13 protein-coding genes are annotated in these 16,032 nt (G+C 72.0%); 4 read left to right on the forward strand and 9 right to left on the reverse strand.

Going from position 1 to position 16,032, the window contains the following annotated elements:
* Positions 1 to 92: 92 nt before the first annotated feature.
* Positions 93 to 662: a dihydrofolate reductase family protein gene (locus ACWDLG_RS14595; protein WP_449919855.1), complete on the reverse strand. Its 570-nt coding sequence runs from the start codon at positions 660 to 662 to the stop codon at positions 93 to 95.
* Positions 663 to 734: 72 nt separating this feature from the next.
* On the opposite strand from ACWDLG_RS14595, the gene ACWDLG_RS14600 reads away from it, so the two are divergent.
* Both ACWDLG_RS14600 and ACWDLG_RS14605 read left to right on the forward strand, forming a co-directional pair.
* Positions 735 to 1,307, forward strand: coding sequence for a TetR/AcrR family transcriptional regulator (locus ACWDLG_RS14600; protein ID WP_449919856.1), 573 nt, complete (start codon positions 735 to 737; stop codon positions 1,305 to 1,307).
* Between the two features lie 56 nt (positions 1,308 to 1,363).
* A complete protein-coding gene (locus ACWDLG_RS14605; RefSeq protein ID WP_449919859.1) occupies positions 1,364 to 2,143 on the forward strand; it encodes a phosphotransferase family protein in 780 nt (259 codons plus the stop codon).
* A 62-nt stretch (positions 2,144 to 2,205) separates the two neighbouring features.
* Here ACWDLG_RS14605 and ACWDLG_RS14610 read toward each other — a convergent pair whose 3' ends face one another.
* Genes ACWDLG_RS14610 through ACWDLG_RS14630 form a run of 5 tightly spaced genes read right to left on the reverse strand, consistent with a single transcriptional unit; the run spans position 2,206 to position 6,655 of the window.
* The gene (locus ACWDLG_RS14610) at positions 2,206 to 2,910 is read right to left on the reverse strand and encodes a hypothetical protein (protein ID WP_449919861.1); all 705 of its coding nucleotides are present in this window, start codon (positions 2,908 to 2,910) and stop codon (positions 2,206 to 2,208) included.
* A 32-nt stretch (positions 2,911 to 2,942) separates the two neighbouring features.
* Positions 2,943 to 3,764, reverse strand: a complete 822-nt coding sequence (locus ACWDLG_RS14615; protein WP_449919863.1) for a class II fructose-bisphosphate aldolase — start codon at positions 3,762 to 3,764, stop codon at positions 2,943 to 2,945.
* 10 nt (positions 3,765 to 3,774) lie between these two features.
* Positions 3,775 to 4,653, reverse strand: a complete 879-nt coding sequence (locus tag ACWDLG_RS14620) for a 1-phosphofructokinase family hexose kinase (protein ID WP_449919865.1) — start codon at positions 4,651 to 4,653, stop codon at positions 3,775 to 3,777.
* Positions 4,653 to 5,786 carry an N-acetylglucosamine-6-phosphate deacetylase gene (nagA, locus tag ACWDLG_RS14625; protein ID WP_449919868.1) on the reverse strand — a complete coding sequence of 378 codons (1,134 nt, stop codon included), beginning with the start codon at positions 5,784 to 5,786 and terminating at the stop codon, positions 4,653 to 4,655. The genes ACWDLG_RS14620 and nagA overlap by 1 nt, the downstream gene beginning before the upstream one ends.
* Positions 5,783 to 6,655 (reverse strand): SIS domain-containing protein, encoded by an 873-nt coding sequence (locus ACWDLG_RS14630; protein ID WP_449919870.1) that lies wholly within the window; start codon positions 6,653 to 6,655, stop codon positions 5,783 to 5,785. The genes nagA and ACWDLG_RS14630 overlap by 4 nt, the downstream gene beginning before the upstream one ends.
* Positions 6,656 to 6,758: 103 nt before the next feature.
* On the opposite strand from ACWDLG_RS14630, the gene ACWDLG_RS14635 reads away from it, so the two are divergent.
* Positions 6,759 to 7,529 (forward strand): DeoR/GlpR family DNA-binding transcription regulator, encoded by a 771-nt coding sequence (locus ACWDLG_RS14635; protein WP_449919872.1) that lies wholly within the window; start codon positions 6,759 to 6,761, stop codon positions 7,527 to 7,529.
* A gap of 65 nt (positions 7,530 to 7,594) precedes the next feature.
* A complete protein-coding gene (locus tag ACWDLG_RS14640) occupies positions 7,595 to 9,331 on the forward strand; it encodes a glycerol-3-phosphate dehydrogenase/oxidase (RefSeq protein WP_354906388.1) in 1,737 nt (578 codons plus the stop codon).
* Positions 9,332 to 9,457: 126 nt separating this feature from the next.
* On the opposite strand, the gene ACWDLG_RS14645 is transcribed toward ACWDLG_RS14640, so the two are convergent.
* From ACWDLG_RS14645 to ACWDLG_RS14655, 3 genes are all read right to left on the reverse strand, one after another.
* Complete coding sequence (locus ACWDLG_RS14645) at positions 9,458 to 11,524, reverse strand: beta-propeller domain-containing protein (RefSeq protein WP_449919874.1); 2,067 nt, start codon at positions 11,522 to 11,524, stop codon at positions 9,458 to 9,460.
* Between the two features lie 182 nt (positions 11,525 to 11,706).
* Positions 11,707 to 13,887, reverse strand: a complete 2,181-nt coding sequence (locus tag ACWDLG_RS14650; protein WP_449919877.1) for a protein kinase domain-containing protein — start codon at positions 13,885 to 13,887, stop codon at positions 11,707 to 11,709.
* 66 nt (positions 13,888 to 13,953) lie between these two features.
* The gene (locus ACWDLG_RS14655; protein WP_449919879.1) at positions 13,954 to 16,011 is read right to left on the reverse strand and encodes a serine/threonine protein kinase; all 2,058 of its coding nucleotides are present in this window, start codon (positions 16,009 to 16,011) and stop codon (positions 13,954 to 13,956) included.
* Between the last annotated feature and the right edge of the window lie 21 nt (positions 16,012 to 16,032).

Genomic DNA, 16,032 nt, shown 5'->3' on the forward strand with positions numbered 1-16,032 from the left:
CGGGGGTGCGGGTCTCCGGCGTCTCCGGCTCGGGGTGCGGTCGGGTCGGCGGGTACGCCGTGGCCCGCCGTCCGGCCTGCCGGTGGACGTCCTCATGCCCTGGCGTACCACGTGACCGTGGCGCCGTTGCTGAACGTCCTGCTCTGCGTGGGCGCGAACCGGGTGGGCCGGAACCCGCCGGCGAAGGCGGGGATCCCGTCGCCCGCGACCACCGGGTAGTGCTTGATGATCAGTTCGTCGATCTCCGGCAGGACGGCGGCCGCGAGCTTGCCGCCGCCGCACAGGTAGATGTCCATGCCGTCCTCCTTCTTGAGCCGCCGCACCAGCTCCAGCGGCTCGCTCCTGACGATCTCGACCAGGGGGTCGGTGCTGTCGGGCAGCGTGGTGGACACGACGTGGTGCCGCAGCGGGGTGTAGGGGCTGGTCATGCCGGCGTCCAGGCCCGGCAGGTAGGTGCCGCGCCCCATGACGACCGTGTCGAAGCGGCGCGCGGGAGCGTCGAGGCCGATCATCGCGCGGACGTGCGCCGGCACGACCTCCGGCAGCTCGGTGTTCATCGAGGCCGCCATGTCGTCGCTCACCGGGTAGAAGTCCCATTCGCCGCCGGGGCCCGCGATGTAGCCATCGATCGAGACGCCCACGTAGTACACGAGCTTTCGCATAAGTAGCAACTCCGTTTGTAGTACTCTGAATGAAGTGGTTAGAACGTAGTACTACATCTGGAGTGGTGTCAAGTGCGCAGGAATCCGGAGCGGCGGGCGGCCCTCGTCGACGCGGCCATCGAGGTGCTGGCCCGCGAGGGCGCCAGGGGTCTGACGTTCAGGGCGGTCGACGCCCAGGCGGCGGTGCCGCCGGGGACCGCGTCAAACTACTTCTCCAGCCGTGACGACCTGCTCACCCAGGCGGGAGGGCGGATCTACGAGCGGCTGGAGCCCGACGAGACGACCATGACGCTCGCTCTGACCGGCCCGCGTGACAAGGACAGGGTCGTCGAGCTGCTCAGGGAGATGGTGGCCAGAATCAGCGCCTACTCCACCGGGTACCTGGCGCTGCTGGAGCTGCGGCTGGAGGCGACACGCAGGCCCGAACTGCGGGCCGTCCTGACCGAGCGGATCCGCGCCGACGTGGAGGGGAACGTGCGCATCCACCTGGGGTCGGGGCTGCCCGGCGACGCGACGGCGGTGAAACTGCTCTATCTCGCGCTGAACTGGCTGATCGTGGAGCGGCTGACGCTGCCGGACGTCTTCTCCGAGGAGGAGGCCGACGAACTCGTGGCCCGGGCGGCCGAGCGACTGATCCTCGGCTGAGAACGACGGCGCCTAGACTGCTCCGCTATGACTGCCTCACCCCCAGGCGCACCGTGATGGCCGATCTCCAGCACACGCACGAGGTGACCTTCGACGGCGACGTGGTCACCAAACGCTACGTCGACGGGAAGACGGGCGCGGACGAGCGCGAGTGGCGCGCGCTCACCCTGCTCGGCGAGCACGCGCCAGGGCTGGCGCCGGCGCCCATCGCCTTCGAGCCCGGCGTGGTGGTCATGTCCAGGGTGGACGGGACACCGGTGCGCGGCGTGCCCTCCGGGGCCGCGCCGCTGGCGGAGCTGGCGGCGACGCTCGGCCGGTTGCACGCGGCGGTGCCCGCACGGGTGCTGCGGGACCTGCCCGAACGGCCGTGGCAGGTCGAACAGCTCGCCGCGCAGGTGCGCGCGTGGTGCGCCGCGTGGCGGCCGCGGGGCACGCGCGCCGATCTGGCGGTGCGGGAGGGCGCCAGGTGGCTGGAGGGATGGCGCCCGGGTACGGCCGGTGTGCGTCCGGCGTTCGGGGCGGGTGACGGCAACCTGTCCAACTTCCTGTGGGACGGCGTCCGCGTGCGGGTGGTCGACTTCGAGGACTCCGGCCGCTCGGACCGGGCCTACGAGCTGGCCGAGCTCGCCGAACACGTGTCGGCGTGGGTCGACGGCGAGGTGGACGTGCTGGCCAGGGTCGAGCTCGATCGCGACGAGGCGGCCAGGGTGCGGGAGTGCCGCAGGCTGCAGGCGCTGACGTGGCTGTTCCTGCTGTCGGGGGAGGGGCCGCGCAACCCGCCGGGGACGTTCGCGAAGCAGGTCGAGCGGGTGCTGCGGGCGCTGGACGGCAGCTGACCGCCGCCTGACCCTCAGCGAGACGGGCCGGGAGGTGCCGGACCCTGGACGGCGGGCGTGCCTCAGCGCCGCCTGGCCAGGAGCCGGGCCAGCCCCACCGCCAGCCCCACCATCAGGACGGTCGCCGCGACGGCGCCTCCGATCAGCCCCCAGGGCGGGCCGCCGGGGGAGGAGCCGGCGGCCGGGACGCTCGCGTGCTCACCCGCGGCCCCCGGCGAGGCGGCCTGGGCGACCGGAGAGCTCATGACGGGCGGGGCCGGGGTGCCGAGGGCGGCGAGCAGCTCCGTGGTGACGGACCGCCCGAAGTCGTCCGGCGAGCCGGCCTCGTCACCCCGCCGCAGCGGTCCGCTGCGGCCCGCTTCGAGCTTCACGTTCCCCGAGCACAGCGACGAGGACAGCGACGTGCCGGGATGCGTCGGGAACATCCCGCCGTCATCCGCCACCGGCGATGCGAACACCAGGTACCGGGCACCCTTGGCGAAGTCGTAGCCGCACGCGGCCGAGTCGGCGTTGGTCGCCACCTCGACCGTCGCCGCGCGTCCGCCCTTGTAGACCTGGTCGACCGCGAACGTGACCACGAAGGGCGGCGGGGGACCGGACAGCGATCCTGGCAGCCGGCGGACGGACTGCACCGTTCCGGTGAACACCGCGGCCGAGTCCTTCACCGCCTCCTTCGGGGTCAGGGAGGCGCAGCTGCAGGCGCATGCCGTACCTGCAGGGGCCAGCAGGAAGGTGGCGACGAGGGCGAGAACGGCGAGCAGGCGCATGCCCACTCACACGGATGCGGCGCGCTCCCGGTTCAGGACAGGACGCCGAGCAGGTGGGTGACCTCGCGAGCCACCGCGTCCCGGGCCGCCTTGAGGTACTTGCGGGAGTCGACGACCTGGGGATCGCGGGCCAGGTAGTCGCGGACGGCCCCGGTGAAGGCCTTGTTGAGGTGCGTGGCGATGTTGATCTTCTTCATGCCGTGCCGTACGGCGTCGCGCAGGTTCTCGTCGGACACCCCCGACGAGCCGTGCAGGACCAGCGGCACAGGCACCGCGGCGTGCAGTTCGGCGATCAGCGCCAGGTCGAGCACGGCGTCCTTGGTCGTCATCGCGTGGGAGGTGCCGACGGCGACGGCGAGGGCGTCGACGCCGGTGCGGGCGACGTAGTCGACCGCCTCGTGCGGCTTGGTGCGCACGCCGGGCGCGTGGACGCCGTCCTTGCCGCCGACCTCGCCGAGCTCGGCCTCCACCCACACGCCGTGGGCGTGGCAGTGGGCGACGACCTGGGCCGTGGCGGCGACGTTCTCCTCGTCGGGCAGCGCGGAGGCGTCGAACATGACCGAGCCGATGCCGAGCGCGACGGCCTCCTCGACCAGCGCCCTGTCGGTGGCGTGGTCGAGATGGACGGCGACGGGCACGGCCGCGCGCCTGGCGACGGCGAGCGCGGCGAGGGCGACGGGTTCGAGCGCGCCGTGGTAGCGGACGGCGTTCTCGCTGATCTGCAGGACCACCGGCGCGCCCGCGGCCTCGGCGCCCGCGACGATCGCGGTCGCGTGCTCCAGCTGGATCACGTTGAACGCGCCGACGCCAGCCTTCGCGCTGTTGACGATCTCTGCGATGCCGACGAGAGGCATGGGGCTCCTTCTAAGAGATGACGATCTCGGGGTGGATGGCGTCGAACACGCCACGATCGAAGTCGCCCGCCACGGGCGCGGCGACGGCGGCGGCGCCGAGAGCGGCCGCCCTGCGCAGCAGGTCGGGCCACGGCAGCTCCTCCACCAGCCCCAGGGCCAGGCCCGCCACCAGCGCGTCGCCCGCCCCCGTCGGGTTGCCCTCCACCCGGTACGGCATGCGCGCGCGGAAGGTCCCCGCCGGCGTGATGGCGTGCAGCCCTTCCTCGCCCATGGACACGACGACCGCCCCCGCGCCTTCGGCCAGGACGGCCTCGGCCCCGCCGTCAGGGAAGGCCCTGGACAGCTCGTCCTTGTTGGGCTTGACGATCGAGGGCCGCCCCTTGGGCGCGTGGCGCAGCGCCTCGCCGTCGGCGTCGACGATCGTCGGCACGCCGGTCATGGCGGACAGCGTGGCGTAGAGGTCGGCGGGGACGCCGCGGGGCAGGCTGCCGGAGATCACGACGGCCTCGGCGTCCGCGGCCAGGCGCTCGAAGTCGGTCAGGAAGCGGTCGAGTTCGGCGCCGGTCACCTGCGGGCCCGGCTCGTTGAACAGCGCCGTGGTGCCCGAGTGGATCACCAGCGTGGTGCGGGAGTCGCCGGAGATCGGGGTGAGCGCGCAGGGCAGGCCAGCGGCGTCGAGGTCGGCGCGGATGGCCGTGCCCGTGGGGCCGCCGGCGAGGCCCGCCACCACGACCTCACGGCCGAAGGCGGCGAGCACCCGCGCGACGTTGACACCCTTGCCACCGGCACGCCTGTGCACCGAGGAGACCCGGTTCACCCCGTCCCAGTCGGCGTCGGGCACCCGGTAGGTGACGTCGAGGGCGGCGTTGAGCGTGACGGTGAGGATCATCAGGGCTCCGTGATCCAGCCGCCGCGCTTCATGACGCCGGCGACCTCGAGGGAATCGTTGAGAACGACCAGGTCGGCGATCTTGCCCGCGGTGATGGACCCCACCTGGTCGGCGATGCCGAGCACGCGGGCGGGGGTCAGCGAGGAGACCTCGACGGCCTCGGCGATGGACAGCCCGACCTGCTGGACGGCACGACGGAAGGCGACGTCCATGGTGAGGGTGCTGCCCGCGATGGAACCGCCCTCGGCCAGGCGGGCCACGCCGTCGCGGACGTCGACCTCCATGGAGCCGAGCACGTAGGTGCCGTCGCCCATGCCGGTGGCGGCCATCGCGTCGGTGATCAGCGCGGTGCGCTCGGGGCCGGCGACGGTGTAGGCGAGGCGGAGCATGGCGGAGTGGACGTGGACGCCGTCGTTGATCAGCTCGATGGTGACGCGCTCGTCCTCCAGGAGGGCGGCGATGGGCCCCGGCGCGCGGTGGCCGAGCGGGGGAAGCGCGTTGTAGAGGTGGGTGGCGACCGTGGCGCCCGCGTCGATGCCCGCGATGGTCTGGTCGTAGGTGGCGTCGCTGTGGCCGAGAGCGGCGATGACGCCTTCGCCGGCCGCCGCGCGGATGGTGTCGAGCGCCCCCGGCAGCTCGGCGGCGATGGTCAGCATGCGCACGTGGCCGCGGCCTGCCTTGACCAGCTCGCCGAACTCCCGCGGGTCGGGCTCGCGCAGCAGCTTGGGGTTGTGCGCGCCGCAGCGGGCCTTGGAGATGTAGGGGCCCTCGAAGTGGATGCCGGCCAGCAGGCCGTCGTCGCACAGGTCGGCCAGGGACGAGGTGGCGGCGGCGATGTCCGCCACCGACCCCGTCACCAGGCTGGCGACCATCGTGGTGGTGCCGTGACTCTCGTGGAGCGCGACGGCGTCGCGCGCCTTGTCCTGCTGACCAGTGGGGAAGGATCCGCCCGCGCCGCCATGGTTGTGGATGTCGACGAAGCCGGGCACGACCAGCCGCCCGGCCAGGCTGTGGCCCGCTCGGGGGGCGGATCCGTGACCGACATGCGTGATGCGGCCGTCTTCGATGGTCAGCCACCCGTCGTGGACTCCCTCGGGAGTCGCGATACGGGCGTCGGCGAGAGTAAGGCTCATGAAGAAAGAATCACAGATCGCGTGAGGTGCATCGGCTCGTCGGGGTCGAGCCCGCGGGCGAAGGCGCGCGCGACGGCGACCCGCTGGGCGCGGATCAGCTCGGCCATCGGGTCGAGCGCGGTCTCGAAGAACGTGCCGCCGGTGGCTTCGACCTGCTCGCGCAGCCCCTGAGGGGCGCTTCCGAGCATCCAGGTGACGCGGCCGGGGCCCGCGATGCTGATCGGGCCGTGGCGGTACTCCATCGCCGGGTACGCCTCGGTCCACGACCGGGACGCCTCGCGCATCTTCAGCGCCGCCTCCTGCGCCAGGCCGACGGACCAGCCGGTGCCGAGGAAGCTGAACTGCTCGGCCTCGACCAGCGCGGCGTCGAGCGGGGCGGAGACGGCCTCGCCCGCGTCGGCTATGGCCTGGGTGAGGTCCTCGCCGAGGCTGGCGCGCAGCAGCGCGAGCTGGGTGGTGGCGAAGCGGGTCTGCACGACGGACCGCTCGTCGGCGTAGTCGAGGACGATGACCTGGTCGGCCAGGTTCATGACCGGCGTGTCGGGGTCTGCGGTGATGGCCGTGGTCCTGGTGCCGACCTTGCCCAGCAGTTCGAGCACCTCGGTGGTGGTGCCGGAGCGCGTCAGCGCCAGCACCCGGTCGTAGGAACGGCCGAGCGGCGCCTCCGACGCGGCGAAGGCGTCGGTCTCGCCCAGGCCGGCCCGCTCGCGGAGCGTGGCGTAGGCCATCGCGATGAACCAGGAGGTGCCACAGCCGACGACGGCGACCCGCTCGCCCGGCTTGGGCAGGGCGTCGGCCGGAATGTTCGCCACGGCACGCCGCCAGCAGTCGGGCTGAGACGCGATCTCGGCCTCGGTGTGGGTGGTCAAGGCTTCCTCCCGATTGTGATTGTTTCTGCTCTTTTTATAGCATAAAAGAGCACAACTGTGCAGTGCTGGTGGGCGGGTCATCGGATGTGCCAGGCTTGCCTCCATGAGCCGTTATGACCGATGGAACTCGATTCTCGAGCTGCTGGCGCAGGAGGGACGGCTCTCGGTCGAGGAGGCCGCCGAATCGCTCGACGTCTCCACCGCGACCATCCGCCGCGACTTCGACCAACTCGCCCAGCAGCAGATGCTCATGCGCACCCGCGGCGGCGCCGTCGCGCAGAGCGTCAGCTACGACCTGCCGCTGCGCTACAAGACCGCGCGCCACGCCGACGAGAAGCACCGCATCGCCGCGGCCGCCGCCGACCTGATCGCGCCGGGCGCCGTGGTCGGCATGAACGGCGGCACCACGACCTCCGAGCTGGCCCGCACCCTGGCCACCCGCTCGACGCTCGAGACCGGGTTCACGATCGTCACCAACGCGCTCAACATCGCCGCCGAGCTCACCGTCCGCCAGCACGTGAAGATCGTGGTGACCGGCGGCGTGGCGCGGCAGCAGTCCTACGAGCTCATCGGACCATTGGCGAGCGGCGTGCTCGACCAGGTGACGCTGGACGTGGCCTTCCTCGGCGTCGACGCCCTCGACGTCGAGCTCGGCGCCTCCGCGCACCACGAGGGCGAGGCCTCGGTCAACAGCCTGCTCATCGGCAGGGCCGCCCAGGTCGTGGTCGTGGCCGACTCCTCCAAGCTGGGCAAGCGGGCCTTCGCCAGGATCTGCCCCGTCAACCAGATCGACACGCTGGTGACCGACGAGCGGCTGTCCGACGAGATGGCGAGCCGCTTCGCGGACGCGGGCGTGAAGGTGATCCGCGCGTGAACGTCGTGGCGTAGCCCGACGTACGTCAACGCTCGACCCGAACGAAAGCGGGTACGTTCGTTGTCATGACGGCCAACATCGGAGCCTCCAGGCTGGGTCCCGTCGAGAGGACGGCCGCGCTGGCCGCGATGGCGGAACGGGAGCTTGACGTAGTCGTCGTCGGTGGCGGCATCGTGGGCGCGGGAGTGGCGCTCGACGCGGCCACCCGCGGCCTGTCCGTCGGCCTCGTGGAGGCGCGCGACTTCGCCTCCGGCACCTCCTCCCGCTCCTCCAAGCTCATCCACGGCGGTCTGCGCTATCTGGAGCAGCTCAACTTCGACCTGGTCAGGGAGGCGCTGCAGGAGCGGGCCCTACTGCTGCAGCGCATCGCGCCCCATCTGGTGCGGCCGGTGCCGTTCCTGTTCCCGATGACCCACTACGGATGGGAACGTCCCTACGTGGGGGCGGGCGTGGCGCTCTACGACACCCTCGGTTTCGCCTCCGGCCTGACCCGCGGCATGCCCGGGCACCGCCACCTGTCCAGGAGCAGGGCGCTGCGGCTGGCGCCCGCGCTCAAGCGCAGTGCCTTCACCGGCGCCGTGCAGTACTGGGACGCCCAGGTCGACGACGCCCGCTACGTGATGACCACGCTGCGCACCGCGGCCGCCTACGGCGCGCACGTCGCCCAGCGGACGCAGGTGGTCGGCTTCCTGCGCGAAGGGGAGCGGGTCACCGGGGTGCGGGTGCTGGACCTGGAGAACTCCACCGAGTTCGAGATCAGGGCGCGCCAGGTGGTCAACGCCACCGGGGTCTGGACCGACGACATCCAGGAGCTGGTCGGCGGCAGGGGCCAGATCCACGTGCGCGCCTCCAAGGGCATCCACCTGGTGGTCCCGCGCGACCGGATCCACTCGATGACCGGCATCATCCTGCGCACGGAGAAGTCCGTGCTGTTCGTGATCCCGTGGGGACGGCACTGGATCATCGGCACCACCGACACCGAGTGGACTCTCGACCGGGCGCACCCCGCCGCCTCGCGGGTCGACATCGACTACCTGCTCGACCATGTCAACGGCGTGCTGTCGGTCCCGCTGACCAGGGACGACGTCGAGGGCGTCTACGCCGGGCTGCGCCCCCTGCTGTCGGGGGAGTCGGAGGAGACCTCCAAGCTGTCCAGGGAGCACGTGGTCGCCCACCCGGTGCCGGGCCTGGTGATGATCGCGGGCGGCAAGTACACCACCTACCGGGTGATGGCCAAGGACGCGGTCGACGCGGTCGCGCACGGCCTCGACCAGCGCGTCCCCCCCTCCTGCACCGACCGCGTCCCGCTGGTGGGCGCCGAGGGCTACCAGGCGCTGTGGAACTCCCGTCACCGGCTCGCGCGCGACTCGGGCCTGCACGTGGCCCGCATCGAGCACCTGCTGCAGCGCTACGGCACGCTCGTCGACGAGGTGCTGGAGCTGATCGAGCAGGACCGCTCGCTGGCCAGGCCGCTCAACGGGGCCGACGACCACCTGCGCGCCGAGGTCGTCTACGCCGCCACCCACGAGGGCGCCAGGCACCTCAACGACGTGCTGACCAGGCGCACCCACATCTCGATCGAGACCTTCCACCGGGGGCTCGCGGTGGCGCAGGAAGCGGCCGAGCTGATGGCCGGGCCCCTGGAGTGGGACGACGACCACGTGAAGAGAGAGGTCGAGTACTACTGCAAGCGGGTGGAGGCAGAGCGGCTCTCCCAGGAGCAGGACACCGACCAGGAGGCGGACGCCATCCGTCTCGGCGCGCCCGAGATCGTGCCGGTCGCCCAGCCGACCCCCCGCTGAGGGCCTGGCCCCGGCCGCACGGCGGCCGCGAACGGCACGCGCCTGAGGCGGCCCCGCCGGTCCGGTCATGAGGATCCCCGGCCCGCCGCCCCCGTGCAGCGGCGGGACCGGGGATGTGACCGCGGGTCAGGCGAGCGGGATCCAGGCCTGCTCGTCCAGCGAGTTCAGGTCGTTGACCTTGATCCCCGACGGCGACACCGTCCACAGCGAGTCGCCGATCACCATCGAGCGCTGGATGTTCGGCTCGTAGGTGTAGTCGCCCTCCTTCACCCGCGGGTGCTTGATCGTCCCGACCGACGTCACCGCCGTGTCGGTGATCTTCAGGACCAGCGCCCCCGAGTCCGACTGCCCGTTCCGGTAGCTGGACACGGGGATGACCGCCGTGCCGCTCTTCGGCCAGTACAGGAAGGCGTGCGGGTCCCACTCGGCCTCGGAGCCCGACTCCTTCTGGAACAGCTGCGACAACCGCCGCGGCGCGGCCGGGTCGCTGACGTCGAACAGCGAGACCTGGGTGCCGAGCGTCCGGCCCTTCTCGCTGGCCTCCTGGCCGAGCCCGATGAGGCGGCCGTCGCCGGCCGGGTGCAGGTACGCGGAGTAGCCAGTGATCTTGAGCTCGCCCGTCACCCTGGGCGCGGCGGGGTCGCGCAGGTCGAGCGTGTAGAGCGGGTCGACCTGGCGGAAGGTCACCACGTAACCGACCGGGCCGATGAAGCGGACCGAGTAGATGCGCTCGTTCCTGCCCAGGCCGCCGACCTCGCCGACCTTGGCCAGGGTGTCGGCGCGCAGCACGTAGACGCTGCTGGAGCTGGTCTTCTGGTCGGCCGTCGTGGTGGCGACGCGCAGGTTGCCCTCGTACTCCGACATGGCGTACTGGTTGAGCAGCCTGCCGGGCACCTTGCCGGAGGCGAGGTAGGCCGGCGCCCCCGGCTTGCTGATGTCGAAGCGGTGGACCTCGGTCTCCTCCGGCGGGACGGCCGGGCTGGGGACCGGCGCGGCGGTCGTCGCGGGAGACGGCCCGTCGATGGGGGCCAGGCCCGCGCCCGAGGAGCTCGTGGACGTGTCGGGCGACGCCGGAGGGGCGGAGGCGCTGACCGAGGGCGCGGCCGGCTCCGAGGAGCTCGTGGAGGAGTTCGGCGTGGGCACGTCCTCCACCGGGCGCGGTTCGATCGGGACAGGGAACCACCAGCGCGGGTTGCTGGTGACGTACAGGCTCGTCCCCGTCCCGTAGACGGTGTCGCCGTCGGCGGCCACGGCGATCGGGTTGGCCGCCGCGGCCGTCAGGTCCTGCGCCAGATCGATGGAGTGCACCGTCAGCAGCGAGGTCCCCGTGTACTCGTCGGGGTGGCTGACCTTCTCGCACGCCACCGACTCCTCGCGCGCGTTGCCGGCCGCGTCGGTGATCGTGAACTTCGGCAGCCAGGCCGAGATCGGCGCCTGCCGTACGACGGCCTGGTTGACCCTGATGCGCTCGGCCTCAGGCACGCTGTCGCGGGGCTGGGGGAAGGTGATGTCGGGCTGGCTGCGCACGACCAGCCGTACCGTGGAGCCCACCAGCCGGGCGTCGACGTGCATGCCGCGCGGCTCGAAGGTGCCGAGCAGCTTGGGCTGCTCGGCCGCGAGGTCCACCAGCACGTACTGCGGGCCGCCGGTCGGGGCGAAGGCGCGCTTGGCGACGGCGCCGAACGGGATGCCGCCGCCGTTGAACAGCACCAGCGCCCGGTCGCCCGACACGAGCAGGTCGCCGGCCACCCAGTTCTCCTTGGCCAGCTCCAGCGTGCCGGTGACCTTCCTGGTCGCGGCGTCGATGACGCGGAGCTTGCCGTGGCTGACGGTGATGACCCGCTTGCCGTCGGTCTTGACCAGGTCGGGCTCGTCGACGCCCTGCTCGTGCACGTTCGTGGTGGAGTGGTCGGCGGCCTGGCCCTGACCCGTCGACTGGGGGACGGCCTTGCCCGCGACGTCGGCGCGCTCCATGTACATGATGGGCGGCCCGCCGAGACCCCAGGAGGAGACGTTCTTGGCGGTGTTCTCGCGCAGCCCGGACAGCATGTCGTCGCAGCTGCTGTAGGAGACCAGCTTCACGTCGCTCAGGTCGAGCGGCGCCGCCGCGCGCGGGGCGACGGACGAGGAGCAGGCGGCGGTCGCCGTCGCGAGGGCGGCGGCGGTGAGTGCCGTCCGGATCAGCGTCTTCATGACCACCTACACGGGTGCGCCCGCCGAACGGTTCACGAGGCCGAGATCACGAGATCGCCCGGGTTCACGAGGCCGAGATCACGAGATCGCCCGGGTTCGCGAGATCGCCCGGGTTCACGAGATCGCCCGGGTTCACGAGATCGCCTGGTTCGCGGGGTCGCCTGGTTCGCGAGATACCGGGTTCACGAGATTCTGGTGAAGGTGGGGCTGTAGCCGGCGCCGTCGGGGATGTCGAGCAGCGTGCGGACCTCCTTGCCGGCGAAGTCGACGACCTGGATGCGGTCCTTGGTGGCGTTGTCGAGCTCCCAGCAGTAGAGGTGGGTCTCGTCGTACCAGCCGAGGAGCTTGTCGCAGGGGGTGGAGACCTTGCGCAGCCGCTCTCCCGACGTGCTGTCCCACACGCACAGCTCGCCCGAGTCGGCGTCGGGGCAGCGGGTGGCGAACGACCGGCCGGATGGGGAGAAGATGTCCTGCGTGCCCACGGGCAGCTCGCCGATGTCGGTGGCGTCGCGCAGCCGGTTGCCTGCGGCGTCGAAGAAGCGCAGGTCGGAGCCGTGGACGGCGACCACGCCCGAGGTCTCGCCGTCCCAGCCGAAGGAGCTCTTGCCGGTGATCCTGACCACCTTCGCCTTCTCCGTGGCCACGTCGACGATGGCGAAGCCCAGGTAGAGCCAGTCGTCGCCCTTGGACTGCTCGATGTTGAGCAGGATCTTCGAGCCGTCGTTCGACCAGGCGCGGATGCTGCTGATCAGCGGCTCCTTGACGGTCTTGACGGAGGTCTTGCTGCCGGTCGTCCGGTCGGTGATCTCGACGGAGTCGTAGCGGTCGGAGGTGTAGTTCTTGCTGCGTCCGGCGATGTAGCGGCCGTCGGGGGAGAGCAGGGTCTCCCAGTTGCCGCCGTAGCGGCGGAAGGGGCCCGTCAGCGCTCCTCTGGCGTAGTTGACCCACTCCTTGGAGTTCTTGTTGTAGATCTCGTAGGAGGTGAGCTTGATCGGGTCGTCGGGGTGCTCGTAGGCCAGGGCCTGCGTGCCGAGCAGCCGCTGCTTGGCCAGCCCCTGCGTCGGCACGGCCGTATGGGAAGGGGCGGCCGACGGGGTGTTCGTGCGCCGCTGCGCGTCGACCGAGGGTGACGGCGAGGACTCGGCGCGGCCGGAGAGTTTTCCCCAGGGCACCGCGACGACCGCGACCACGACGAGCAGCGCGACGGCTCCCGCCACGAGGCCGGCCACCAGCCCGGCCCTGCTCTTCTTCGGCGGCGGGTAGGCCCCCAGCGGATAGGAGGGCTGTGCCCACGCGTTCGGCGCCCACTGTCCCTGCGGCGGCGGGCCGGAGGGGACGTGCGAGGGCGGGCCGGAGGGGACGTGCGAGGGCGGGCCCGAAGGACCGTGCGGGTGCGCGGCGGGATGGGGGACGGGTTGAGGGGCGGCGTGCGGGGCGGCGTGCGGGGCACTGTGGGGGGAGCCGTGGGGCGAGCCGTGCGGGGCGCCGTGGGCGGGCACGGCCTGCGGCGCGCCGGCCATGGAGGCGGCCGCCGCGGCCTCCCGCAGCATGCCGCCGGGCGCCACGGGGTGCTGGAGCAGCCGCATGATGACCTGTTCGGCGGTGGGCCGCAGGGCCGGGTCCTTGGACAGGCAGGCGTGCACCACCCCGCGCAGCGGCTCGTCGAGGCCGGACACCTCGGGCGGCGCGTTGAGCACCCTGTTGATCACCGCGGGCATGGTGTCGCTGCCGAAGGGCGCCCTGCCGGAGGCGGCGTAGGCGATCGTGCTGGCCCAGGTGAACATGTCGGCCGCGGGCCCCACCTGGTGGCCGAGGAGCTGCTCGGGCGCCATGAACGACGGTGTCCCCACGGGGGCCGAGCTGATGGTGGAGGTGGCGTTCAGCGCCCTGGCGATGCCGAAGTCGATCACACGCGGGCCGTCGGGGGCGATGATGACGTTGGCGGGCTTGAAGTCGCGGTGCACGATGCCCGCCTGGTGGATGGCGGCCAGCGCGGTGGCGGTGCCGATCGCGAGGCGGTGCAGGGCCGGGCCCGAGCGCGGGCCCTGCTCCTGGACGACGCGTTGCAGGGACGGGCCCTCGACGTACTCGCTGACGATGTACGGCCTGCCGTCCGCGGCGCCGGTGGACAGCACCTGGGCCGTGCAGAACGGCGCGACCTGCTGGGCGACCTGGACCTCGCGCAGGAACCGCTCGGCGCTGACGGTGTCGCCCGGACGCAGCCACTTGATCGCGACACGCGCGCCCGTGGGGTCGGCGGCGAGGTAGACGACGCCCTGGCCGCCCTCGCCGAGCCTGCCGAGGAGGGTGTAGTCACCGAGTCTGGCGGGATCGCCAGATCTGAGCTGATCGTAGGGCGGCATACCCGGAATTCTCGCGTGTCGCCATAACGGTTGAGCCACCGAACATTCTTCCACCCCGGAAACCCCTCAGGTGGTCCTGGTGAAGGTGGGGCTGATGTCCTCGCCGTCCGGGACGTCGAGCAGGGTGCGGATCTCCGCGCCGGCGAAGTCGACGACCTCCACGCGGTCCTTGGCGGCGTTGTCGTTCTCCCAGCAGTACAGGTGGGTCTCGTCGTACCAGCCGAGCAGCTTGTCGCAGAAGGTCGTGACGTTGCGCAGCCGGGCTCCGGACTCGCTGTCCCACAGGCACAGTTCGCCGTCGTCGCCCTCGGGGCATTTCGTGGCGAACGACCGGCCCGACGGGGAGAAGAGGTCCTGCGTGTCGACGGGAAGCGTGCCGATGTTGACGGCGTCGTGCAGCCGGTTGCCCGCGGCGTCGAAGAAGCGCAGGTCGGGGCCGTAGACGCGGACCACGCCGGCGGTCTGGCCGTCCCATCCGAACCCGGCGTCGTTCTCGCCCGCCATCCTGACCACGTTCGCCTTCCGCGCCGGTACGTCGACGATGACGAAGCCCATGTTGCGCGTGCTCTCGCCCTTGGGGTGCTCGATGTTGAGCAGGATCTTCGAGCCGTCGTTCGACCAGGCGTGGATGGGGCTGATCAGCGGGCTCTTGACGGTCTTGATGGAAGCGATCTTGCTACGGGTCCTCGTGTCGGTGATCTCGACGGAGTCGTAGTCGTCGGAGGTGTAGTTCTTGCTGCGTCCGGCGATGTAGCGGCCGTCGGGGGAGAGCGCGGTCTCCCAGTAGCCGCCGTAGCGGCGGAACGGGCCTGTCAACGCGTCCCTGGCGTAGTTCGTCCAGTCCTTGGTGGGTTTGTCGTAGGCGCTGTAGGACGTGAGCGTGATCGGATCGCCGGGGCGCTCGTAGATGGCGGCCTGCGTGCCGGGCAACGGCCGCGCCGCCTGGGCCCGCGGGGTCGCGGCCGGCCGGGACGGCGGGGCCGGCGCGTTCGTCGGTACGGCCGGCGAGGCCGAGGGCGTCTCCCGGCCCAGGAACCGTCCCCACGGCACGGCGACGGCCACCACGACGAGGAGCAGCGCGGTGATCCCCGCCGCGAGCCCGGCGGCCAGCCGTCTCCCGGGCTTGCCGGACCGCGCCGGGGCCCGCGGCTGGGCGGGCGGCGCCCCGCCCTCCGCGTGTCCCGGCGGCGGTGCGGTGGGACCGCGCGGCGGAGGACCGCCGGCCCCGCCGCTCCAGTGACGCGGGGCGCCGTGGGCGGGGGAGAGGCGGGTGGAGCCCACCATGGAGGCGGCGGCGGCCTCGCGCAGCATGCCGCCAGGGGTCACGGGGTGCTGGAGCAGCCGCATGATGACCTGTTCGGCGGTGGGCCGCAGGGTCGGGTCCTTGGACAGGCAGGCGTGCACGACCCCGGACAGCGGCTCGTCGAGGTTCGAGACGTCGGGTCGCCCGTGGAGGATCCTGTTGATGACCGCCGGCATGGTGTCGCTGCCGAAGGGCGCCCTGCCGGAGGCGGCGTAGGCGATGGTGCTGGCCCAGGCGAACAGGTCGGCGGCGGCGCCGACGGGGTGGCCGAGGAACTGTTCGGGCGCCATGAACGACGGTGTTCCCACCGGCGTGGAGCTGATCGTGGCCGTGGTGTCGAGCGCCCTGGCGATGCCGAAGTCGATCACGCGGGGGCCGTCGGGGGCGATGATGACGTTGGCCGGTTTGAAGTCGCGGTGGACGATGCCCGCCTGGTGGATGGCGGCCAGCGCGGTGGCGGTGCCGATCGCGAGGCGGTACAGCGCCGGCCCGGCGCGTGGCCCCTGTTCCCGGACGACGTGCTGCAGGGTGGGGCCCTCGACGTACTCGCTGACGATGTAGGGCCGGTCGTGCTCGGCGCCGGTGGCCAGCACCTGGGCCGTGCAGAACGGCGCGACCTGCTGGGCGACCTGGACCTCGCGCAGGAACCGCTCGGCGGCGACGGCGTCGCCGAAACGCAGCCACTTGATCGCGACACGCGCGCCCGTGGGGTCGGTGGCGAGGTAGACGACACCCTGGCCGCCCTCGCCGAGCCGGCCGGCGATCGTGTAGCCACCGAGACTGATCGGGTCTCCTGACCTGCGCGGATCGTAGGACCGCATATCTGAGATTGTCGCGCGCCG

This window comes from Nonomuraea sp. NPDC003727, assembly GCF_053586935.1.